This window comes from Arthrobacter sp. Br18, from assembly GCF_000520555.1.
Lineage (GTDB): Bacteria > Actinomycetota > Actinomycetes > Actinomycetales > Micrococcaceae > Arthrobacter_D.
In genome coordinates this window covers 67,291-87,622 of record NZ_KI914868.1, presented here as the reverse complement: position 1 = coordinate 87,622, position 20,332 = coordinate 67,291, and the positions used below count along the sequence as shown (strand labels likewise).

The window sequence follows — 20,332 nt, the reverse complement described above, 5'->3', positions numbered from 1 at the left end:
CCTGCCGGAACAGCGGGTGCTCGGACGAGCAGTGGTTCGGGACGACGTCGAGCAGGACGCGCAGCCCCAGCGAATGTGCGAGGTCAAGCACCTGGTCGAACTGCTCCAGGGTGCCGAAGAGCGGATCGACACCGCAGTAGTCGCTGACGTCGTAGCCCTGGTCCACCTGGGGCGAGGGCTGGAACGGCGTCATCCACAGACCGTCCACGCCGAGTGAGGCGATGTACGGCAGGCGGGCGAGGAGGCCCGTGAGGTCTCCCACGCCGTCGCCGTCCCCGTCCGCGAACGACCGCGGATACACCTGGTAAATGACCGCCGATTCCCACCAGGAACCACTCACTTGGTGGCTCCGGAGGTGAGTCCCTCGACGATGCGGCGCTGGAAGATCAGCACCATGATCACGAGAGGGATGGTGACGATCACGCCGGCCGCCATCTGCTCGCCGAACGGCGCCTGGAACTCGGTGGCACCGGTGAACTTGGAGATCGCAACCGTGGCGGTCTGGACCGTCGGATCATTCACCATGGACAGGGCGATGATGAACTCGTTCCAGCTGTGGATGAAGGTCAGGATCGCGGTGGTGAAGACGCCCGGCGCGGCCAGGGGCAGCAGGACCTTTCGGAACGCCTGCCATTTGCTGCAGCCGTCGATCATGGCGGCTTCCTCGAGATCGAACGGCAGCGCCTTCATGAAGGTGGTCAGATTCCACACGGCCAGCGGAATGGCGAAGGACAGGTTTGGCACGATCATGGCCTGGTAGGTGTTGATCCAGCCGATATCGGTGAAGAGCCGCAGCAACGGCACGACGACGGAGATCCCGGGGAACATCGATGTTGCGATGATGACGCCGAGGATCACCGACTTGAACCGGAAGTTGAGCCGCGATATGGCGTAAGCCGCGAAGATGCCCAGCACCAGGGCCGCCGCCGTCGTCACACCGGCCACGATCAGGCTGTTGAGCAGTGCCTGCCCGAACAGGGTGGAGCCGTCGAAGACCTTGATGTAGTTCTCGGCCGAGAACGGCTGGGGAAGCAGGGTGTTGTCGAAGATATCAGCCGTCCGGCGGAAGCTCGACACGAGCATCCAGTAGAACGGCGCCAGGCAGTACACGAGGATCGCGGCGAGGCCCAGGTACACGGAGTAGGACTTCCAGCCACGTTTCCATGCCACGCGCTGGGGGGCGTCATCCGGTGTTTCCACGGGAGTGAGGACGGGAATCTGGGTCATCAGAGTGCCTTGGCCTTTCGGGTGCGGGTGGCCCGGCGCAGTGCCCGCACCTCTTTGGTCCCGGCGACGTCCGCGCCGAGGAGCTTGACGAAGACGATGGCAACGAGCGCCACGTAGAGGAACAGGATGATCGCGAAGGCCGACGCCGAGCCGTAGCGGAGCTGGTTCGACTCGTCCCACGCGAGCATCGAGAGCGTTTCGACCGATTCCTTGCCGGGACCGATGAGCACGAACGGGAGGTCGAACATCCGCAGTGCGTCGAGGAGGCGGAACAGGACGGCGACGAGAAGCGTGGGCTTCACGAGGGGAAGGGTGATCGAACGGAACTGGCGCCAGAAGCCCGCACCGTCGATCTTCGCCGCCTCATAGATCTCCTCCGGAATGATCTGCATGCCCGCGAGGACGAGGAGTCCGATGAAGGGGGCGGTCTTCCAGACTTCGGCGATGATGACGGCCATCTTCGCGGTCAGGCCTTCGGCGGTCCAGAGGATCTCACTGCCGATGAGGCTGTTGGCGATACCGTCCGACTGGAAGATCCACCGCCAGAGCAGCCCGGAGACGGCAGTGGGGATGGCCCAGGGGATCAGGATGCTCGCCCGGAGGAAGCTTCGGCCCCGGAAGGCCCGGTTCATCGCCAGGGCGAGGCAGAGCCCCAGGACCGTCTCGAGCGCGACCGTGGTGACGGTGAAGAAGGTGGTGTTCCCGAAAGCGTTGAGGAAACGGGCGCCCGACTCACCGACGAAGAGATCGGTGTAGTTGCCGAGCCCGACGAAGATCTCGCCCTCGGCGACGAAGCCGCTGGCATCGAGGCCTGACTGCTCACGGAACATCGATTGGTACAGCGCCGAGACCAGGGGGTACGCGATCACGAGTGCGAGCACCAGCAGGGTTGGTGAGAGGAGCATCGCGGCCATCCGGCCTTCGCCTGCCGAGCGCTTACCGGATTTCTTCCGTCCGGGCGGCCGGGTGTCCGGGGTCGGCCGCGAAGCCGCGGCGGTTCTCGTACTCATGGGGTCCTCACTGGGAAGCAGGTTCGAAGGCGGGTGGTGTCCGCCCGGGCGAGCCCGGGCGGACACCAGGGGAGTTACTCGGCGGACAGTTCCTCGAGCTTCGCCTGCATGTCGGCAAGCGCAGCCTCGGCATCCTTCTCGCCGGTCAGCGCCGCGTACGCCTCTTCCTGGATAGCCGTTGTGGTGGCGCCGTACTGGACGACCTTCGGGCGGGGCTGGGCGTTTTCAAGCGATTCGAGCAGCGTGGGGTAGAAGGGCCGCTGCTCGACGACGGCGGGGTCCTCGAGAAGTGAGGCGTAGACCGGAGCACGCGAGCTCTTGTCGAGCCGTGCACGGGATTCCTCTTCGCTGGTGAAGAACTTGATGAAATCCAGGGCCGTGGCCTTGTTCGTGGTGAACGGCGAGACGGCGAGGTTGCGTCCGCCGAGCGTGGAGACGCCGGGGTTCTCTCCGATACCCGGTACCGAGCTGATGCCGAACTTGTCCACCACCTGGCTGGAGCCGTCGGTGGCGGTCAGGGAGGCGTAGACGAACGGCCAGTTGCGCAGGAACACCACATCCCCGTCCTGGAAAGCACGGCGTCCCTGCTCCTCGAGGTATGTGATGGCGTCGCTCGGAACGAGGCCGTCCGTGAAGGCATCGCTCAGCTGGGTGAGGCCGGCCAGGGCTTCGGGGGTATCGACTGTCGGATTGCCTTCGTCGTCGTACACGGCACCGCCCGCCGAAGCGACGGCTTCGGTGAAGTTCACGGTGAGTGCCTCGTTCTTGTCGAACTGGCCCGCATAGCAGGACATCCCCTCGGCTTCGGGAAGCGCCAGGACGGCGTCACAGGCCGCTTCCATCTCGTCCCAGGTCCCAGGTGGTGCATCGATTCCCGCCGCCTGCAGGAGATCGGTGCGGTGGTAGAGCAGTGCGCCGTCCGTGTAATAGGGGGCTCCATAGAGTGTGTCGCGGTAGGACGCGGCATTGACCGTCGCGGGAATCATGGTGTCGGTGGGCAGCGCATCGTCGGGCAGGGGCAGGATCCAGCGGTTCGCCGCGAACTCGGAGGTCCAGACGACGTCGAGGTTGAGCACGCTGAAGGTGTCCGATTCGATCTGCGCGTTCTGGATCAGTTGCTGGCGCTGCTGGTCCGCAGAATCCGGCAGTTCGATGAGGGTGACCTGCTCATCGGGGTGCTCGGCGTTCCATTTGTCGAGGCTGTCCTGGGCAGCTCCGGAGGCGTCACGCGAGGAGACGTAGTTGATGGGACCGCGCCCCTCGAATTCGGCTTCGGATGCGGCTGCGCCCTGCGAGGACTCGGGTGCAGCCTCTCCGCTGCCGCCGCCGCAACCCGTCAGAGCGAGGGCCGAGATCGTGAGTGCTGCGGTGGTGGAAAGAATGTGCCGGGTGTGGCGACGTTGCCTCATGTAGTGCTCCTTGGTGATTGTTTTTGTTCTGCAGGTGATACTTGGTGCTGCCGCTGGGAACCGGCCCGCGGTGCCGCCGTCGATCCGCGTTCGATGAGGCGGTGCGGCATGATCCTCGGCCCGAGGTCACGGGATCGAAGAAGCTTCTTCACGGCCATTTGTCCCATGTCCTCGAGCGGCTGCGCGATGGTGCTGAGGGGCGGATGGACGTGCTGGGAAGTCGAGGTGTTGTCGAAGCCGAGGACGGAGACGTCCTCGGGAACCCTGCGGCCACGCTTCTGGAGTTCGTTGACGACCGCGGCACCCATTTCATCGCTCATGGCGAAGACGGCCGTGAGCTCGGGCTCCTGCCGCAGCAGTTCCTCGAGGCCGGGTGCTCCGCTCTCGTAGAAGAACGTGCCCTCCGCGATCACCGGGCTGCAGCCGGCTTCGGCCATGGCGCGCTCGTAGCCGCGCCGGCGGGGCCGGGCGACGAAGATGGACACCGGATCGCCCGCGAGCAGTCCGATCCGCCGATGGCCGAGCTTGAGGAGATACCGCGTGGCGTCGTAGGCGGCAAGTTCGTCATTGATCGCGACGCTCGGCGACCCCGACTTGTCACTGATCGCCACGGAGATGATGGGGATCGCCGGGCCGAGGAGTTGACGCATGTCGTGAGTGATGACGGCAGAGATGAGGATGACACCGGCGGCCCGGTAGGTGCGCAGCGTCCGGAGGTAGCCCGCGATGTAGGCCGACTTCAGGCCGGTACGGCCGAGCATGACGGCGTAGCCGTGCTCGCGCGCGGCGTCTTCGACGCCGCGCATCACCTGGGAGGCCAGGGCGTCGGACACCATCGGGGCGAGCAGGCCGATGACGGAGGTCTGGCGCGTCTTGAGTGTCCGGGCGAGCGAATCGGGCTCGTAGTTGAGCCGCAGCACGGCGTCTTCCACCCGTTTGCGTGTCTCGTCCGAGTATCCGACGAGACCGTTGACGACGCGGGAGACCGTGGCGGGGGAGACCCCGGCCTGCTTGGCGACATCCCGGATAGTCGTCATGGTTCCTCCCCTCTGAGGCGTTACGCGAACGGTTTACGTAAACGGTTTCGTGAGCTGCAGCACTAACCGTAAATCGACTATGAAGAAAATGCCGTGCGTTTCGTAAACGCACCTGGAAGCCACGGATCAGGGGTCGATGACGGTCGCCTGATCGAAAGGTGCAAGATCATGGCCGGCGTTCTTCCGCCATCCAATCCGACGAATGAAGCTGGCGGGATCCGACCCACCCCGAGGGCGTTTGCTCCAGCCGTCGAAGATTTACGTTGTGGGAGTTCCAGCCCAGCGGGCAGGATGATCGGGGGAGAAGCAGACGGGAAGGCACATCGTCATGGCCAGATTCGGCGGACGAACCAAGCCACACGGGGTCGGCCGCGTGGTCGGATTGGTGCTGGGATGGACTCTCGTGCTGATCGGTCTCGCCGCACTGGTCCTTCCTGGCCCGGGACTCCTGGCGCTCGTTGCCGGGCTGACCCTCCTCGCGCAGCAGTACGAGTGGGCTCGGAAGTGGCTGCAGCCCGTCAAGACGAAGGCGTTCGCCGCGGCCGCGCAGGGGGTGAAGTCCAAGCGGAATATTGCCCTGAGCTTCGGCGGTGCGCTTGTCCTCATAGCGCTCGGGGTCCTCTGGGGCCTGCAGCCGCCGATGCCGAGCTGGTGGCCGCTCGGCGAGCGCTGGTGGCTGCCCGGCGGCTGGAGTGTGGGCTCGAGCCTCATCCTCTCGGGGCTCCTCGCCGCCGCGTTCATCGTGTACAGCATTCGCCGCTTCCGGCCCAGAACGTCGTAGAGCGGGCCCGCGCCCGGGAGGTTGCGTAGCGCTCCGTCGCAGCATCAACTGCTCGCTCCCGGAGGCGAGACTGCTAGCCGACCGTCGTCGCTCGGGGCACCAGCACCGGTGGGAGCAGGACCGACTCCGCTGATGAACCCTCCATTCGCTGCAGCAGTGCTTGGACACTGAGCCTGCCCATCTCGCCCAGCTCCGATCGCACTGAAGTCAGCGGGACGGGCAGGGTTGCCGCGAGGTCGATGTCGTTGTACCCCACCAGCGCCACATCCTCCCGCAGCTTCCTGCCGGCGTCGCGGATCGCACCCATGGCGCCCAGGGCAATGAAGTCGTTCACCGCGAAGATCGCGGTGGGAGGTTCGGCCAGCTTCATCAGCTGCGTCCCGGCAGCCAGACCGCCCCTGGTGTCGAAACCGGAACTGATGACGTACCGGTCATCGATCGGATAACCCGCCGCCTCGAACGCCCGCCGGAACCCCTCGGTGCGTTCGATGCCGGTGCTGGCCAGCAGATCCCCCGCGATGACACCAACCCGCCGGTGACCCAGCCCCAGCAGGTGCTCGGCGGCAAGGCGCCCACCACGGTGATCATCGGTGGTGATGGACAAGTGCCCCTCGAGTTTCCGCATCACCAGCACGTAGGGGACCCCGAGCTTCTGCAGCTCGAACGCAGCCGTGTCGCCGAGGTGCGAGTCGCCGATGATGACGCCGTCGATGCGCCTCGAGAGCATGGCGTCAAGGCGTGAACGGCGGTGCGTGGCGTCGTCGAGCGTGTTCGCCACGACGGTGCTGTACCCGGCGGCACCGGCTGCGACGTCGATGCTCTCGTAGATGGTGGCCAGCACGATGTCGGTGAGGCGGGGAACCAGGACGCCGATGAGCCGGGAACTTCCGGTCCTCAGGCCCGCCGCGCCGACGTCACGCCGGTAGCCGAGCATCGCCGCGAGTTCCCGCACGCGCTGGACCGTCTCGGCGCTCACCCCGGCGGCGTCGTCGCCCAGCGCCCGCGAGGCTGTCGAGATGTGCACCTGCGCGTGGCGGGCCACTGTTGCCAGGGTGACGCGCGGATGCCCCGCGGAGGCAGTGTGCTGTGCGATGGCGGGACTCCTTCATTGGACTTACAGGCAGTGTAGGGGCACCAGCGCGTGGAGCGTGCAAAGGTTTGCGGGTAAACAGAGCCCTTCGAACTTAATTCATTGGAAACCTTGACGAAATCCCCGACATCTAGTGTGATATAGATCATATTCCATCGGCATCACCCGGCCTGGCACGCTTCTGCAAACGATTGCACCACGGATGAGGAATGTATGACGAGCGACCACGACACCGGCACCATCGAGCGCCTCGATTCGGGCATCACGGAACTGGCCGGATACCGGGATCCGGACCGGAACGGCTGGACGCGCGAAGTGTTCAGCGCTCCCTACCGGGAATCACGCCAGTGGACAGCAGCACGGATGAGGGACGCCGGACTCGACGTCTCGACCGACCCCGCCGGCAACATCATCGGGCGACTCGAGGGAGCCAGTCCGAACGCACCCGCCCTCGTTACGGGATCACACACCGACACCGTGGACGGCGGTGGGCGGTTCGACGGCATCGTAGGTGTGGTGGGGGCGATCGAGGCCGCACGTCAACTGCGGGAGTCCGGAACGCGGCTCTCCCGGGACCTGCTCGTGGTGGATTTCCTCGGCGAGGAATCCAACGTCTTCGGCCTGAGCTGCCTCGGCAGCCGCGCCGCCGCACGGGAGCTGACGCCGGCGGATCTCGACCGGAAGGACTATCGCGGGGTCAGCCTCGGCCAGGCCTACACGGACTTCGGCCTCGACCCCGATGCGCTGACGCAGGTCCAGTGGGCGAGAAAACCGCTCCACGCCTTCCTCGAACTGCACATCGAGCAGGGGCCGACGCTCGAGCAGCGGCAACTGCCGCTCGGGATCGTCACCGCCATCACCGGCATCGAACGGTTCATCGCCACCTTCTCCGGCAGCGCGGACCATGCGGGGACGACGGCGATGACGGACCGGCAGGATGCGATGATCGCTGCCGCCGAAGCCGTCCTGGCCGTCCGCCGCGAGGGCTGCGGTGCTCCCACCCACGGAGTCGCCACCACCACCCGCGTCGAGTCCGAATCGCGCTCGCCGAACGTGGTGCCGTCCCTGGTGCGCATGATGAGCGAGGTCCGCAGCGTCGACACCAGCTGGCTCGGCGGTGTCAAGGGCCGGCTGACCGGCGAAATCCTCGCCAAAGCCGGGGAATACGGTGTGGACGTCAATTTCGACTGGTCGACCGACAACGAGGTGGTGCACGCGAGTCCCGGAGTCCAGGACGTCGTCGCGTCTGCGGCGGACACCCTCGGCATCCCCTGGATGCCCATTCCCAGCGGGGCGACCCACGACGCCGTCCACATGGCGACGCTGGCGCCGATGGGCATGATCTTTCTCCCTTCACGGGCAGGCAAGAGCCACTGCCCCGAGGAGTGGAGCGACACCAGCGACATCGCGACCGGCGTCACGGCGCTGGTCCACGCACTGCAGGCCCTCGACACCGCCGACCTGACACGGGTGACGGCAACCCCATGAACATCCTTCTCAGTTCGGAGCAGCCATGAAAACAACACTCACGCCCGAGGGAGCATCCACGGACATCCTCGGCATCGCGAACCTGCCGGTCCTGTGGGTCCTGGCCATCGGCGTCTTCGGCGCCATCATCGTGCAGTCCCTGGTCTACATGAAGGCCGCGAAGAAGGCAGGCCCGGCCGCCGACATCTCGGCCGCGGAGCTGAAGGACTCGTTCCGTGCGGGCGCAGTGGCGGCGATCGGGCCGTCCCTCGCCGTCGTGCTGGTCAGCATTGCGCTCCTGACCCTCTTCGGCACACCGGCCGTGCTGGTGCGGATCGGGCTGGTGGGATCGGCGGCGACTGAATCGGCATCCGCCAGCCTCGCAGCGGGCACCATGGGCGCAGCCCTCGGCGGGCCGGACTACACGCAGGCGGTCTTCGTGGTGGCCTTCATGGCCATGAGCCTGTCGGGCGCCGGGTGGATGCTCGCCACGCTGATTCTCACGCCCATCCTCACACGGGGAGACTCGAAGCTGCGCAGGGTGAATCCCGCCCTCATGATGATCGTCCCCGCCGCGGCGCTCATCGGGGCGTTCGCGAGCCTTGGCGTCGCCGAGTTCGGCAAGACACCCGTCCACATCATCTCCATCCTCGTCTCCGCGGCGACCATGTTCGTCTGCCTGCTGCTCGCCAAAGCGATGTCGGCGTCCTGGCTGCGGGAGTGGGGGCTCGGCATCTCTATCCTGGTGGGCCTCGCCGTCGCCTACATCGCCCACACCTCCGGCATGGCCCCGGCGGCCTAGGCAGTATTCCTCCTCGAAAGGGAAAAACGATGTCTTCACGCACTGCCGCGGCCACCTCGGGCTCCATCGCCGAGTTCGACCGCACCACCACCCGCTGGGGCCGGATCACCATGATCACCGCCCTCATCCTCTCCCTCGCTGCACCGGTCTATCTGGTGTTCTCCACGGACCTCGGCATCACCGGGAGCATGATCTGGGCCGCCTACCTCGCAGTGGCTGCCGCCTTCTTCGTGCTGTGGTTCGTGGAGCCCATCACCTATTTCCCGGTGCTCGGCCCGGCCGCCATGTACCAGGCGTTCATGATCGGCAACATCGCCAACAAACTCCTGCCCTCGGCGCTGGTGGCGCAGGCGACCATCGGAGCGAAGGCCGGTACCAAGCGCGGAGAGTTCTCCGCCCTGATGGCCATCTGCGGCGCGGCGATGGTGCACGTGTTCTCGATGCTGCTCTTCGTCGGGGTGCTCGGCACCTACCTGGTCAGCATCATCCCGGCGGACGTCGTCGACGTCGCCCGCCTGTACATCTTCCCCAGCATCATCGGAGCGGTCCTCGTGCAGCTGATTGTCACAGTGCGGCAGCCCCGCGTTACCGTGATCGCCTTCGCGGTCGCCCTGCTGGTCCTCTTCGTCCTGGTGCCCGCCGTCCCGGCCCTCGCGAAGCCCGCCACCGGCATCGTCGTGCTGCTCACCGCGACGCTCGCCTGGTTCCTGCGCTCCCGCAAGGACGCTGCGGCGCCCACTACGCTCGTCAACTAGACCTCCTCCCGTCCCCCGAAAGGAAACCCATGACCATCGACACCGCCGTCTTTCACCTCTCCGAAGCGCACGAATCCTCGATGCACGAGCTCTATCGGCACCTCCACGCGCACCCCGAACTGTCCATGCAGGAGACGCACACGGCAGCGTTCATCCTTGAAAAACTCACCCACCTCGGACTCGATTCGTTCCTGTGCGGCGGAACCGGCGTCGTCGGGATCCTGCGCAACGGCGACGGTCCGGTGATCGGCTACCGCGCCGACACCGACGGCCTGCCGATGCAGGAGGACACCGGGCTCGATTACGCGAGCACGACGACGGGCGCGCTGGCCGACGGCACGGAGGTGCCGGTGATGCACGGCTGCGGGCACGACACCCACATCACTGTGGCGCTCACCGCGGTGCAGCTGCTGACGGAGAATCGGGACGCGTGGGCAGGAACCGTGGTGTTCATCTTCCAGCCGGGGGAGGAAACCGGGGCCGGGGCGAAGGCGATGGTCGAGGACGGGTTGTGGGACAAGGCGCCCAAGCCGTCGATCATCTACGGACAGCATGTGTGGCCGGGGCTCGCCGGGACGGTGAACATCAGCAAGGGCACCGCGATGGCGATGGCGGATTCCTGGAAGGTGATCGTGCACGGGAAACAGGCGCACGGCTCGCAGCCCGAGCAGTCGATCGATCCCATCGTGCTCGGCGCGCACATGGTGGTGCGCATTCAGACGATCGTGGCGCGCGAGGTGCACCCCATGAAGTCGGCGGTGGTGACCGTCGGCACCTTCCACGGCGGGTTGAAGGAGAACATCATTCCGGCATCGGCGGAGTTCTCGCTGAACGTGCGGACCTTCGATCCGGAAGTGCGCGAGCGGGTCCTCGGCTCGCTGCGGCGGATTCTCGCAGCAGAGGCTGACGCGTCGGGGGCGCCGTCGCCCGAGATCTCAGAGATCTCGAGTTTCCCGCAGTGCTACAACGATCCTTCCTCCACCGCGGACCTGATGGACGTACTGGGCGGAGTGCTCGGCGAGGACGCGGTGATCGAGTCGCCGCCGGTGATGGGCAGCGAGGACTTCGGGCTCCTCGCCGAGGCCATCGGAGTGCCGAGCGTGTACTGGTTCTTCGGCGGCCACCCGCAGGACAAGCTCGACGGCGACACCCCGCCTCCCGGGAACCACTCGCCGTTCTTCGCGCCGCAGATCGAGCCGACGCTGACCACCGGTGTGCGGGCGGCGATGACGGCGCTGCTGTCAAAGGTCGGGACCGCTTCATGAGTGAAGCACCTCCGGGCAGCGCAACCGGCACCGACATCTGCACGATGTCCGCCACCGCGCTCACCGGTGCCATCCGACGTCGGGACATATCGGCGCGGGAGGCGCTCGGGGCGCACTTCGCACGGATCGACGAGGTGAACGGTGCAATCAACGCCATCGTGACGCAGGACCGCGAGGGAGCTGCCGAGCTGGCGCTCGCGGCGGACGAGCTCGCGGCGTCGGGCGCCGACCTCCCGCCCCTGCACGGCCTGCCCATGACGCACAAGGACACGAACAACACGAAGGGCCTGCGGACCACGCAGGGCTCGGTCATCTTCCGGGATTTCGTGCCGACGTTCGACGACCTCATCATCGGCCGGCTCAAGGCCGCCGGTGTGGTGACGACGGGCAAGTCGAACGTGCCGGAGTTCGCGGCCGGGTCGCACACCTTCAACGAGGTCTTCGGCACGACGGTCAACCCGTACGACCTCTCGCGCAGCGCCGGCGGCAGCAGCGGGGGAGTGGCGGCGTCGATCGCGGCACGGATCCAGCCGCTCGGCGACGGCAGCGACATGGGCGGTTCGCTGCGCATTCCGGCGTCGTTCTGCAACGTGGTGGGCTACCGGCCGTCGCTCGGGGTGGTGCCGATCGCACCCACCCGTAACGCATGGTCCTGGCTGGGCCGGGCAGGGCTCATGGCGCGCGGTGTCGAGGATATCGCGCTGGGCATGACAGCGATTGCCGGCCCCGACGCCGCTTCGCCCTACGGCTATCCGGTGCTGGGTCCGTTCAGCGCTCCCCTGCAGCGGGACCTGACAGGGATGCGGATCGGGTGGTCGGCGGACTTCGGTCTCGGTGTGCCGGTGGACCGGGAGGTGCTGCGCGTCCTCGAAAGCCAGCTCGCCGTGTTCGCGGACCTCGGCGCGACCGTGGAGGAAGCCGCCCCGGACCTGCGCGACGCCGACGAGGTGTTCGGTACCACCCGGGCGTTCGACTTCGCGCTGAACTACGGCGACCTGGTCATCGAGCACGGCGAGGTCATCAAGCCCGAGGTGAGGTGGAACGTGGTGAAAGGGTGGGAACTGACAGGGCAGGACCTCGTGGACGCAGCCCTGGCTCGTACCCGGTTGGACAACAGTGTGCGGCAATTCTTCGGAACGTTCGACGTCTTCGCGAGCCCGGCCACCCAGGTGCTGCCGTTCGATGCCGTGGAGCGGTATCCGACGTCGGTCAACGGGGTGGACTTCGAAACGTACCTCGACTGGATGCGGTCAGCGTGCCTGATCTCGGCGACCGGGCTGCCGGCGGTGTCGGTTCCGGCCGGCTTCAGCGAGGGCGGCCTGCCCGTGGGCCTGCAGCTGGCCACGGCGTCCGGCAGGGATGTCGAGCTGCTGCAGGTCGCATACGCATTCGAGCAGGCCACGGGCTGGGCTCAGCGGGCACCTGAACCGGGCTGACGAGTCGCGGATGCAGCGTCTCCTAAACGAGCTGCGGGCTCCGCATCGACACCGCCGAGGTCAGCATGGAACCGGCGGCCGTCACGGCGTCGATCACCGGAAGGCCGAGCTTGCGGCGGAGTACCTCGGCCATGCCGATGCTGCTGAGGCCGGTGCTCGCCTGGAGGATGACGCCGGCCCCGGCTTCGGCGAGCATCTGGGCCCCCGCGAGGGTGTCGAAGATGCCCGTGGGCAGGAGGAAGCCATTGGGAGTTTCCACGCCGTCGGGCCCGTCGATGAGGACCATCCGTTCCCCCAACGCGCTGGAAACCGGGCTGGGCACTGAGTGCTTGAGGCCGAGGACGCCCACGCGGCCGCCGAAGGTGAGGGCCGCCGCAGCGGCTGCCGACCCGGCCCCGATCACCGGAATGCTGACGACGGCCCGGGCTTCCTCGAGCCCTGGATCGGCGGTGCAGCTGATGATGAGGGCGTCGACTTCTCCGGCCATCTCCCGAGCCAGGTCAACCACCTTGGGACCCGCTGCCTCAAGGGACGCGGCGTCGTGGACTCCGTAGGGCTGATCGGGAATGCAGCGCGTGGTGACGTCGAACCCGAAGGTGGTATTCAGCAGGCGGCCGTGCGTGTGGAGCAGCCGCTGGTCGGTGGTGGATAGTGCCCGAATGAGACCAACTCTCATGGTGGAGCCTTTCGCGGAGTGCAGGAAGGGAGCCCTGGTCGGCGGACGCCGATCAGGAGCAGGGAGTGGGAGCAGGCGACTGCCGGAGCTGCCCGAGGATCTCAGCGAGTTCGGCCAGCCGGTGCGCCCGTGCCGATTCCGCGGGGGTGAAGGGCTGGCCCTCGCGGGAGAACATCAGCGGCCCGTTCCAGGCAGTGGGAACTTTCAGGACGGCGGAACCAGCACGAGCGCTTGCGTGCCGGTGTGGTGGAACGACGTCGGCGCCCAGCAGTTCGGAGATGGCGTCCGGAAGCCTGTCAGGATGACGCGCGAGGTGCGTCGCCAGGTTCAGCGCACGCGTCTGGCCGTCAGCCAGCGCCAGCGGTGTGGTGGGCCAGACACCGACCACCACGGGGTGCACAGAGATTCCGAGGGTGTTGACGTTTCGCCGGGCCAGTTGGTGGGTGATCTGCTCAAGGGCGCCGGGTCGATCGGCCAGCACCACCCTCGCCCGCCAGAGTGCGGGCGCCGCGGCCGGCCTGCTGCGGTGGTGGAGGGCGGGGGGCATGCAGCCAGGAGCGCAGCAGGCGCATAGCCGACGGCTCGGCCACCCAGATGACAAGGGCTGTTGCTGCCACGGCCAGGACGGCGACTTTCGCAAGATAGGGCAACCCGGTATCGACCACCAGGGCGTGAACCACCAGTTCGATGGGAAGCATCACGGCCACATTGGCCAGGGTGAGTCGGGTTCTACCCGGCTCGGGAAGCGAACCGCACGAGTCGCAGCGAAGCTCCGCTGTCGGGAACTGCTTGATTTTCCGCCTCATGAACCCAGTATTGCGAGCCGCCGTTGCCGGAAGGTTACGGCGAGGTGAATTAGTGGACGTACAGCTCCGCCTGTCGTTTGGGCCTCGGGCGCCGAGGCGGCTTGGGCTTCGTCTCCTCATGCACCACAAGGACCGGACACGGCGCATGGGCAACGCAGGCCGTACTCACGGAGCCGAGGTGCATGCCCCGGATACCGCCGTGTCCGCGCCGGCCGACGATCAGCATCTGCGCGTCGGCTCCCGCTTTGACGAGCGTGGCCGGAGCCGGGCCGCGCTCCAGAGCGGTGGTCATCCCGGGAGGAGGCTCAGCTCCGAAGGCTTTCTCGAGGGCCTCGTGGAGGATTTTCGTCGCCTTGCCCTCGAACGTGTAGAAATCGGGCGGGAGGTACCCGGCAAAGAGGGGTGGAAAATCCCAACAGGAGACGGCGTGCACCCGTGCCTCGAGGGCCGGCGCGAGCTGTGCCGCCAACCGTAGCGCAAGAATGGAAGGTTCCGAACCGTCAACGCCGACGACGATTCGAGGCCCCTCCGGAGTGGTGTCCATGGCAGTTCTCCTTTGGTGGACAGCGCCATCCGGTGACGCTGGATGATACTGCTCATTTTACGTCTCCGGCGCACTTCCTGACCCGGCGGGAGGCGTCTTTTCCGGGGGACCCGGGGGGGCGCCAGGGCACCCTCCGGGCAATGCCTCAGCGGCCACGGTCGTACTCGAGCCGGATCTTGACGAGCATGCCCTCCGGTTCCGGAGCGCTGGTATCCGCTGCGGGAGCGGGCTCTCCTTCGGCAGGGGGCTCTCCTCCGGGAGGGGGTCCACTCGGGAGCACATTCGTTGTCGCGTACAGGTACTTGCCGTCGATTTCGACGTCGGCCGGCGACGCTGCTTCGGTGAACAGCGTCGGCGTGCTGGTTCCTGCTGCGATCACGGAAATGCGGCCGGCGAACAACTCGGCTACAAAGATGTTCCCCCGCTTGTCGATGGCCAGACCCGTGGCCCCCGTGAGACCGGTCGCAACCTTCGTGATCTCCCCGGACCATGGATTGACCCGCAGCACTGAGCCGGACCCGGGAGCTTCGGGTACTCCCGGAAGTGACGTGACGTAGAGGAACCCGTCGTCACCGATCTCGATGTCGGTGGGTACCGGTTCGGAATTGAAGGTGGAACCGACCGTGCACTCCGGAAGTACAACGTTCTTGAACTCCGGAACCTGTTTCAGGAAAGCCTGGAGCGAAGCCAGCACTTTCGTGTCGACTGCGATGGGCACCGGCGGGAGTGCGGCAACCGTTCTGATGGCACCGTTGTGCTTGTTCACTGCGAGGATCGCATTGGCCCCGGCATCCGCAACATAGATCTCGCTGCGGGATGGAGCCGTGGCGAAGGGATGCGAATACACCTCTCCACCGCGCGGCCCCGTCAAGAGGACGGCTTCAGTCGGCAATGGACAGGTGTCCTTGACGCCCTGGAAACCATAGGCGGCCTTCTTGTCGGGGTCGTTCTTGACCTCATACGCATTCAGGTCTGCGAGCTTCGATACCGCACCCCTCTTGTACACGCTGAGGTTGGCAACGTCGGGACGTGGTTCGTCCGGACCGCCGATGCTCTCGGTGAAGTAGATGCTGCCCTTGTCCACGGAAACGCCCCCTACCTCGGTCCCCGGATTGCTGTAGAGCTCGGCTGGGTTGCCCTTCCGATCAACTTCCGTGAGCAGACCACCGAAATTCTGGGAGACGTAGGCGGTGTTGCCGCGTCCGACGGCAACGCGCAGGGGGCCGGCGAAACCCTCGGTGAGTATGGTTTCTTCGCCTGCTGTGACAGTCCAGCCGCGGTGCGAGTGACGGTCATCGGCAGCGGCGGTCGGCGCGGTGGCTGATACAAAGGCGATGCTGAGCAGGGCTGCAGTCAAAATGGACGTGTTTGTATCCTTCATGATGGTGTCCTATGGGCGATACGGGTGAGAGACTGACGTCCGGTCCCAGCAACCGAGCAGCGGGCATACCGCTGGTCTAGGCCTTCTACGGACACTGCGAAGTCCGGTAGGCGTGTGCTTTATGCTACGCCGGGGTCAAACGAGCGTCCAGAGGTCGGTCAGCCCACGGTTCCAGGAATCGTGCGCGGGATCAGCGCCGCTGCCGCCCTGCCGCCCCAAGAAGTTGCGCAGATGTGGTGGGTGTACGACGGCGACACCCACCACGTGTGCACAAGTTTCGGAGCCACGTGGTGGAGGGGCTGTGGGGAAACGAGCGTGCGGGGAAGGGGGCCGTGCCGGACACGTGAGGAGCTACTGGTGTGCTTCCTCATCCCAGAGCGTGCTCATTTCGGTCAGTGCGCGATCCATGATGGCGAGCATGGCTGCCTGCGCATCCACCGGGTTGCCACGCTGGATGGCGCTCGCCACATCGACGTGCATCTGCAGCGCCTCTTCGTGCGGGTGCTCCGGCATGAGCCCGTAGTGCGTGCGGCCGGTGAGAACCTCCGCCACGAGTGAGTTCAGCTTGCCGAACATCTCGTTGCCCGAGCTCGAGAGCACCAGGCGGTGGAACCGTATGTCGAGCTTCAGGAACAACTCGGTATCCCCGTTCTGCCCCGCCGCCCACAGCTTCCCGGCGAGCCCCATCAGCTCGCTCGCATCCGCGAGTGGCGCACGCAGGGCGGCGAGCCGCGCTGCCTGGGGTTCGACGGCGGTCCGCAGCTCGGTCAGCGATCTCAGCTGGGCCACGCGCCCGGGTGATGCCAGGCGCCACCGGATCACCTGGGGGTCGTAAAGGTTCCATTCCGTGGCCGGCAGGATTTGTATTCCGACGCGCCGACGGGACTCGACCATCCCCATCGACGCCAGGACCCGCAGGGCTTCACGGATCACGGAGCGGGACACGCCGAAGCGCTCCTCAAGCTCCTCGATCCGCACGACGGACCCGCTGGCCATGTCCCCGGCGCTCACGGCGAGGCCCATCTTGTCCACGATCGATGCGTGCAGGCCCGCGAAGGCAACAGTGGGTGCGACGGTGAGGACCTGGGATTGTTCGGCCGTGTGCATGTCGGACAGCGTACCAAGCGCATACCAATGAACCCTCCTGGTTGCATAAGTATGATCTAACTCACTACCATTGCTTTTTATAGCAGATGTAAACGCGCATCTACTCCTGGCGCCGCCAACACCGGTCGCTACTCAATGAAGAGAGCTGGAGAAACAGTGCAACGCAAAACTTTGCGGGTCGCCGGAATGACGGCGGTCACAGCCATCCTTGCAGGCGGATCCTTGGCGGCGTGCAGTGGCGGCGGGGGTGACGAAGCGGCTTCCGAGACCGTGCGCGTCACCCTTGCAAACCACGTGTGGACCGAGAAGATCATCGAGTCCATTCCCGAGTTCGAGGAAGAAACCGGCCTCACCGTCGAGCTCACCCAGCTGGGTGAGGACCAGTTGTCCGCCCAGTACAACGTGCAGCTCAACGCCGGCACGGATGAGATAGACGTCATGATGTACCGGCCGCTGCAGGAGGGCAAGCTCTTCGCGCAGAACGGTTACCTTGCCGATCTCACCGAGCGGGTCAGTTCCAACCCCGAGTGGGAATGGGACGATTTCCAGGACGGCCCCGTCGATTCCACCAGCTTCGAGGACCAGGTGGTAGGCGTCCCGACGATCACCGAGCGCGAAGTGCTCTACTACCGCACGGACCTCCTCGAGCAGGCCGGCCTCGAAGTGCCCGAAACCCTCGAGGACCTCGAAGCCGCTGCCAAGCAGATCAATGAAGCAAACCCGGACATCGCGGGCTTCGTCGCACGCACGGGCAAATCACCGGCGGTGACGCAGTTCTCCAGCTTCCTCTACGGATTCGGTGGCGACTTCATCGACGACGAGGGCAACTCCGCCGTCGCCTCACCCGAGGCGAAGGAAGCCTACGAGTACTACGGACGCATGATCAACCAGTACGGACCGGCGAACGTCAGCACCGACATGAGTTGGCCCGAGGCGATGGCCATCTTCACCCAGGGCGGCGCCGCGTTCTACACCGAGGCCGACAGCCTGTACCAGAACGCCACCGACCCTGCCAACTCGCAGGTTGCCGAGACGGTCGGATTCGCGCCGATGCCTGCAGGCCCTGCAGGGTCGAAGCCCTACAACGTTCCTTCGTGGGGCCTCGGCATCAACGAAGCCTCGAACAACCAGGACAACGCCTGGAAGTTCATCGAGTGGGCCACCAGCAAGGACATGGTCCTGGAGATCCAGCAGGCGGGAGTTCCCGGACCGCGCAACTCGGTCTGGTCGGACCCCGCCGGCACCGAGACCTACCCCGAGGACCTCGCTGCAGCCATCGAGGTCAGTGCAGAAAACGGCGTCGGGCATGACCGCCCGCTGGTCATCAACGTCGGCGAAGCCCGTGAAGTGGTCGGCGACCCGATCGTGGTCGGCATCACCGGCGGCGACGTCGCTGCGGCAGCAGACGCCGCCGACGAAGCGTTCCAGCAGTTCCTCGACGACGAACGCGAGTAGACAGACCCGCACCGCCCAGCGCCGTCGTCGTCCCGGTCAGCAAACCAGGCACGACGGCGCTGGGCGCCGTCACTGAAAGCCCCGCCGGTGAAATCCCGGCGGTGGAATCTCTCCGCTGAAATCCTGGCGCTGAGATCCCGCCGGGGCGATCCCGCCGGGGCTACTCCGATCCGGACAACCGGCGGCCCCGAACAGTTCCCCGTCGCTCCAGACTTCTCGACCTACCAGCCCTCAAGGATGTGGATCATGGCTGTCACCTCTCTACCGGCCAAGAGAAAACCGCAGAAGCAGAACGCGTGGAAGGCCTACTCCGACTGGGCGAACAACCACCGCAAATGGCTCTTCGCCGCACCGGCCATGATCTTCGTTGCCATTCTCATCATCTTCCCGCTGGGCTGGACGCTGTACCTCAGCCTCACCGACTCCTCCGGATCGGTGCGCGCGGAATCGGAGTTCATCGGCTTCGCGAACTACCTCGAAGTGCTTTCCGACGGCGACCGCTTCTGGCCCGCGGTAGCGCGCACCTTCATCTTCACCAGCGTGGCGCTCCTCGTGCAGATGGTGCTCGGCATGTGCATCGCCCTGCTGCTGTGGCGCCCGTTCAAGGGTGAGAAATGGGTCCGGGTGGCCATTCTCCTTCCCCTGGTGGCAACGCCTGTGGCCGTCGGCATGATGTGGCGGCTGATCTTCGATCCGAATATCGGCTTCGCGAACCAGATGCTGGGCCTCCTCGGTATCCCCGCCCAGCCCTGGCTGTCGGGTGAGCACACCGCACTGCCCACCGTGATCTTCATCGATATCTGGCAGTGGACGCCCATGGTGGTCATCATCCTGCTGGCAGGCCTCACCTCGCTGTCCGAAGAGCCTGATGAGGCCGCGAGGATCGACGGCGCCAGCGCCTGGCAGCGTTTCCGCTTCATCACCGTTCCGCTGCTGATGCCGACCATCATCGTGGCGATCCTCCTGCGGAGCATCGACGCGCTGAAGACCTTCGACCTCCTCTACGCCACCAAGGGACGGGGCGGCGGATCCTTCAACGAGGTGGAAACCCTCAACATCTACGCCTACGGACTCAGCTTCGACTACAACGACTACGGGTTGTCCTCGACCGTGCTGATCCTCTTCTTCCTGATCATCATCGCCGCCATGTGGGTCCTGACCCGCCGCCGGAAGGACGTGCAGTAATGAGCGTTGTCACGCCGAAGATGCTCCGGCCCGGTTCGGGCGCAGACGCCCCGGGCACATCGACACCCCGGCGGAGAAAGCCGCTCCGCTCCCGCGCCTACAAGGTGTTCCGCGTCGTTGCGTTGATCGCAGTGGTCGCCGCCTTCCTGGCGCCGCTGGCCTGGATGCTGCTGGCCTCGCTGAAGACCAACGTCGACATCTACGACGCCAGCAAGACCCTCATCTTCACGCCGACGACGGCGAACTACGAGACCGTGCTGGGCCGCAACAATTACTTCTCCTTCGTGATCAACAGTTTTTGGGTGGCGTTCGCCTCCACGGTGCTCTCGCTGATCATCGGCGTACCCGCCGCCTACTCGATGAGCCGGTTCGCAATGCGCCGCTCCGCGCTCGTGGTGCTCATGGCGCGCATCATCCCGGGCGTGAGCCTCCTGGTGCCCTGGTACTACGTGTTCTCGAACCTGTCCCTCGTGGGCGGCTACGGCGTACTGATCCTGTCCCACATGTTCGTGGCGCTTCCGCTGATCGTCTACATCCTGATGTCCTACTACGACTCCATGCCCCTCGAACTCGAGGAGGCCGCGCGCGTGGACGGGCTGACGCACATCGGCGCCTTCCTGCGGGTTACCCTCCCGCTGTCGGTGGGCGGTATCGCGACGGCGAGCATCCTGGCGTTCATCTTCTCGTGGAACAACTTCATGTTCGCCCTCGTGCTGTCGGGTGCGGATACCAAGACCCTGCCCGTCGCGATCTTCAACTTCGTGGCCTACGCGAGCATCGACTGGGGAGGCCTCATGGCGGCCTCCGTCGTAGTGACCATCCCCATCATGGTGATCGCCCTGTTCACCCAGAAGTACATCGTGTCCGGCCTGACCGCCGGCGCGACGAAGGGCTGAACC

Annotated in this window: 19 protein-coding genes and 1 pseudogene; 9 read left to right on the top strand and 11 right to left on the bottom strand. The window is 65.9% G+C overall.

The annotated features are described in order from the left end of the window. The 5 genes from Y704_RS20610 to Y704_RS20605 form a co-directional block, all read right to left on the bottom strand. Positions 1-340: alpha-amylase family glycosyl hydrolase (locus Y704_RS20610; RefSeq protein ID WP_035772408.1), on the bottom strand; the 340-nt coding region annotated here is incomplete at its 3' end. Further along, on the bottom strand, positions 337-1,227 hold the full coding sequence (locus Y704_RS0111030; protein ID WP_026550165.1) for a carbohydrate ABC transporter permease: 891 nt from the start codon (positions 1,225-1,227) through the stop codon (positions 337-339). The genes Y704_RS20610 and Y704_RS0111030, both read right to left, overlap by 4 nt. Then, entirely contained in the window at positions 1,227-2,237 is a 1,011-nt protein-coding gene (locus Y704_RS0111025; RefSeq protein WP_026550164.1) for a carbohydrate ABC transporter permease, read from the bottom strand. The genes Y704_RS0111030 and Y704_RS0111025 overlap by 1 nt, the downstream gene beginning before the upstream one ends. Before the next feature lie 74 nt (positions 2,238-2,311). Beyond that, entirely contained in the window at positions 2,312-3,646 is a 1,335-nt protein-coding gene (locus Y704_RS0111020; RefSeq protein WP_026550163.1) for an ABC transporter substrate-binding protein, read from the bottom strand. Further along, the gene (locus Y704_RS20605; protein ID WP_051476943.1) at positions 3,643-4,683 is read right to left on the bottom strand and encodes a LacI family DNA-binding transcriptional regulator; all 1,041 of its coding nucleotides are present in this window, start codon (positions 4,681-4,683) and stop codon (positions 3,643-3,645) included. Before Y704_RS20605 ends, Y704_RS0111020 begins: the two co-directional genes overlap by 4 nt. A gap of 328 nt (positions 4,684-5,011) precedes the next feature. Between Y704_RS20605 and Y704_RS20600 the strand changes: the two genes are divergently transcribed. Next, the gene (locus Y704_RS20600) at positions 5,012-5,464 is read left to right on the top strand and encodes a PGPGW domain-containing protein (RefSeq protein ID WP_051476942.1); all 453 of its coding nucleotides are present in this window, start codon (positions 5,012-5,014) and stop codon (positions 5,462-5,464) included. A gap of 73 nt (positions 5,465-5,537) precedes the next feature. On the opposite strand, the gene Y704_RS0111005 is transcribed toward Y704_RS20600, so the two are convergent. Beyond that, a complete protein-coding gene (locus Y704_RS0111005; protein WP_253904301.1) occupies positions 5,538-6,506 on the bottom strand; it encodes a LacI family DNA-binding transcriptional regulator in 969 nt (322 codons plus the stop codon). A 261-nt stretch (positions 6,507-6,767) separates the two neighbouring features. On the opposite strand from Y704_RS0111005, the gene Y704_RS0111000 reads away from it, so the two are divergent. From Y704_RS0111000 to Y704_RS0110980, 5 genes are read left to right on the top strand one after another with little or no spacing between them, the layout of a single operon-like run. After that, positions 6,768-8,042, top strand: coding sequence for a M20 family metallo-hydrolase (locus Y704_RS0111000; RefSeq protein ID WP_035772402.1), 1,275 nt, complete (start codon positions 6,768-6,770; stop codon positions 8,040-8,042). Between the two features lie 25 nt (positions 8,043-8,067). After that, positions 8,068-8,823, top strand: a complete 756-nt coding sequence (locus Y704_RS0110995) for a DUF5058 family protein (protein ID WP_026550160.1) — start codon at positions 8,068-8,070, stop codon at positions 8,821-8,823. A gap of 29 nt (positions 8,824-8,852) precedes the next feature. Next, positions 8,853-9,578 (top strand): hypothetical protein, encoded by a 726-nt coding sequence (locus tag Y704_RS0110990; RefSeq protein ID WP_026550159.1) that lies wholly within the window; start codon positions 8,853-8,855, stop codon positions 9,576-9,578. Between the two features lie 29 nt (positions 9,579-9,607). Beyond that, positions 9,608-10,843: an amidohydrolase gene (locus tag Y704_RS0110985; RefSeq protein ID WP_026550158.1), complete on the top strand. Its 1,236-nt coding sequence runs from the start codon at positions 9,608-9,610 to the stop codon at positions 10,841-10,843. Next, entirely contained in the window at positions 10,840-12,279 is a 1,440-nt protein-coding gene (locus tag Y704_RS0110980) for an amidase (RefSeq protein ID WP_173401134.1), read from the top strand. Before Y704_RS0110985 ends, Y704_RS0110980 begins: the two co-directional genes overlap by 4 nt. Before the next feature lie 22 nt (positions 12,280-12,301). Here the strand turns inward: Y704_RS0110980 and Y704_RS0110975 are convergent, their stop codons facing one another. The 5 genes and pseudogenes from Y704_RS0110975 to Y704_RS0110955 all read right to left on the bottom strand — a co-directional run bounded on the left by Y704_RS0110975 (position 12,302) and on the right by Y704_RS0110955 (position 16,793). Further along, on the bottom strand, positions 12,302-12,955 hold the full coding sequence (locus Y704_RS0110975; RefSeq protein ID WP_026550156.1) for an aspartate/glutamate racemase family protein: 654 nt from the start codon (positions 12,953-12,955) through the stop codon (positions 12,302-12,304). A 52-nt stretch (positions 12,956-13,007) separates the two neighbouring features. Then, a pseudogene (locus Y704_RS20595) lies at positions 13,008-13,761 on the bottom strand (amino acid-binding protein). A 49-nt stretch (positions 13,762-13,810) separates the two neighbouring features. Continuing rightward, the gene (locus Y704_RS20590; RefSeq protein WP_035772400.1) at positions 13,811-14,305 is read right to left on the bottom strand and encodes a universal stress protein; all 495 of its coding nucleotides are present in this window, start codon (positions 14,303-14,305) and stop codon (positions 13,811-13,813) included. Between the two features lie 145 nt (positions 14,306-14,450). Then, the gene (locus tag Y704_RS20585) at positions 14,451-15,686 is read right to left on the bottom strand and encodes a ScyD/ScyE family protein (RefSeq protein WP_051476941.1); all 1,236 of its coding nucleotides are present in this window, start codon (positions 15,684-15,686) and stop codon (positions 14,451-14,453) included. A gap of 351 nt (positions 15,687-16,037) precedes the next feature. Next, positions 16,038-16,793: a FadR/GntR family transcriptional regulator gene (locus Y704_RS0110955; protein ID WP_051476940.1), complete on the bottom strand. Its 756-nt coding sequence runs from the start codon at positions 16,791-16,793 to the stop codon at positions 16,038-16,040. A gap of 156 nt (positions 16,794-16,949) precedes the next feature. Between Y704_RS0110955 and Y704_RS0110950 the strand changes: the two genes are divergently transcribed. The 3 genes from Y704_RS0110950 to Y704_RS0110940 all read left to right on the top strand — a co-directional run bounded on the left by Y704_RS0110950 (position 16,950) and on the right by Y704_RS0110940 (position 20,329). Beyond that, the gene (locus tag Y704_RS0110950; protein ID WP_253904300.1) at positions 16,950-18,248 is read left to right on the top strand and encodes an ABC transporter substrate-binding protein; all 1,299 of its coding nucleotides are present in this window, start codon (positions 16,950-16,952) and stop codon (positions 18,246-18,248) included. A 246-nt stretch (positions 18,249-18,494) separates the two neighbouring features. Next, entirely contained in the window at positions 18,495-19,433 is a 939-nt protein-coding gene (locus Y704_RS0110945) for a carbohydrate ABC transporter permease (RefSeq protein WP_026550153.1), read from the top strand. Further along, entirely contained in the window at positions 19,433-20,329 is an 897-nt protein-coding gene (locus Y704_RS0110940; protein WP_026550152.1) for a carbohydrate ABC transporter permease, read from the top strand. Before Y704_RS0110945 ends, Y704_RS0110940 begins: the two co-directional genes overlap by 1 nt. Positions 20,330-20,332: the final 3 nt, after the last annotated feature.

Coding starts and splice junctions, on each gene's coding strand:
- Y704_RS0110945 (WP_026550153.1), top strand. CDS start 18,495: ATGGCTGTCACCTCTCTACCGGCCAAGAGAAAACCGCAGAAGCAGAAC.
- Y704_RS0110975 (WP_026550156.1), bottom strand. CDS start 12,955: ATGAGAGTTGGTCTCATTCGGGCACTATCCACCACCGACCAGCGGCTG.
- Y704_RS20600 (WP_051476942.1), top strand. CDS start 5,012: ATGGCCAGATTCGGCGGACGAACCAAGCCACACGGGGTCGGCCGCGTG.
- Y704_RS0110940 (WP_026550152.1), top strand. CDS start 19,433: ATGAGCGTTGTCACGCCGAAGATGCTCCGGCCCGGTTCGGGCGCAGAC.
- Y704_RS20590 (WP_035772400.1), bottom strand. CDS start 14,305: ATGGACACCACTCCGGAGGGGCCTCGAATCGTCGTCGGCGTTGACGGT.
- Y704_RS0111025 (WP_026550164.1), bottom strand. CDS start 2,237: ATGAGTACGAGAACCGCCGCGGCTTCGCGGCCGACCCCGGACACCCGG.
- Y704_RS0110995 (WP_026550160.1), top strand. CDS start 8,068: ATGAAAACAACACTCACGCCCGAGGGAGCATCCACGGACATCCTCGGC.
- Y704_RS0110990 (WP_026550159.1), top strand. CDS start 8,853: ATGTCTTCACGCACTGCCGCGGCCACCTCGGGCTCCATCGCCGAGTTC.
- Y704_RS0111030 (WP_026550165.1), bottom strand. CDS start 1,227: ATGACCCAGATTCCCGTCCTCACTCCCGTGGAAACACCGGATGACGCC.
- Y704_RS0110980 (WP_173401134.1), top strand. CDS start 10,840: ATGAGTGAAGCACCTCCGGGCAGCGCAACCGGCACCGACATCTGCACG.
- Y704_RS0111000 (WP_035772402.1), top strand. CDS start 6,768: ATGACGAGCGACCACGACACCGGCACCATCGAGCGCCTCGATTCGGGC.
- Y704_RS0111020 (WP_026550163.1), bottom strand. CDS start 3,646: ATGAGGCAACGTCGCCACACCCGGCACATTCTTTCCACCACCGCAGCA.
- Y704_RS20605 (WP_051476943.1), bottom strand. CDS start 4,683: ATGACGACTATCCGGGATGTCGCCAAGCAGGCCGGGGTCTCCCCCGCC.
- Y704_RS0110955 (WP_051476940.1), bottom strand. CDS start 16,793: ATGCACACGGCCGAACAATCCCAGGTCCTCACCGTCGCACCCACTGTT.
- Y704_RS20585 (WP_051476941.1), bottom strand. CDS start 15,686: ATGAAGGATACAAACACGTCCATTTTGACTGCAGCCCTGCTCAGCATC.
- Y704_RS0110985 (WP_026550158.1), top strand. CDS start 9,608: ATGACCATCGACACCGCCGTCTTTCACCTCTCCGAAGCGCACGAATCC.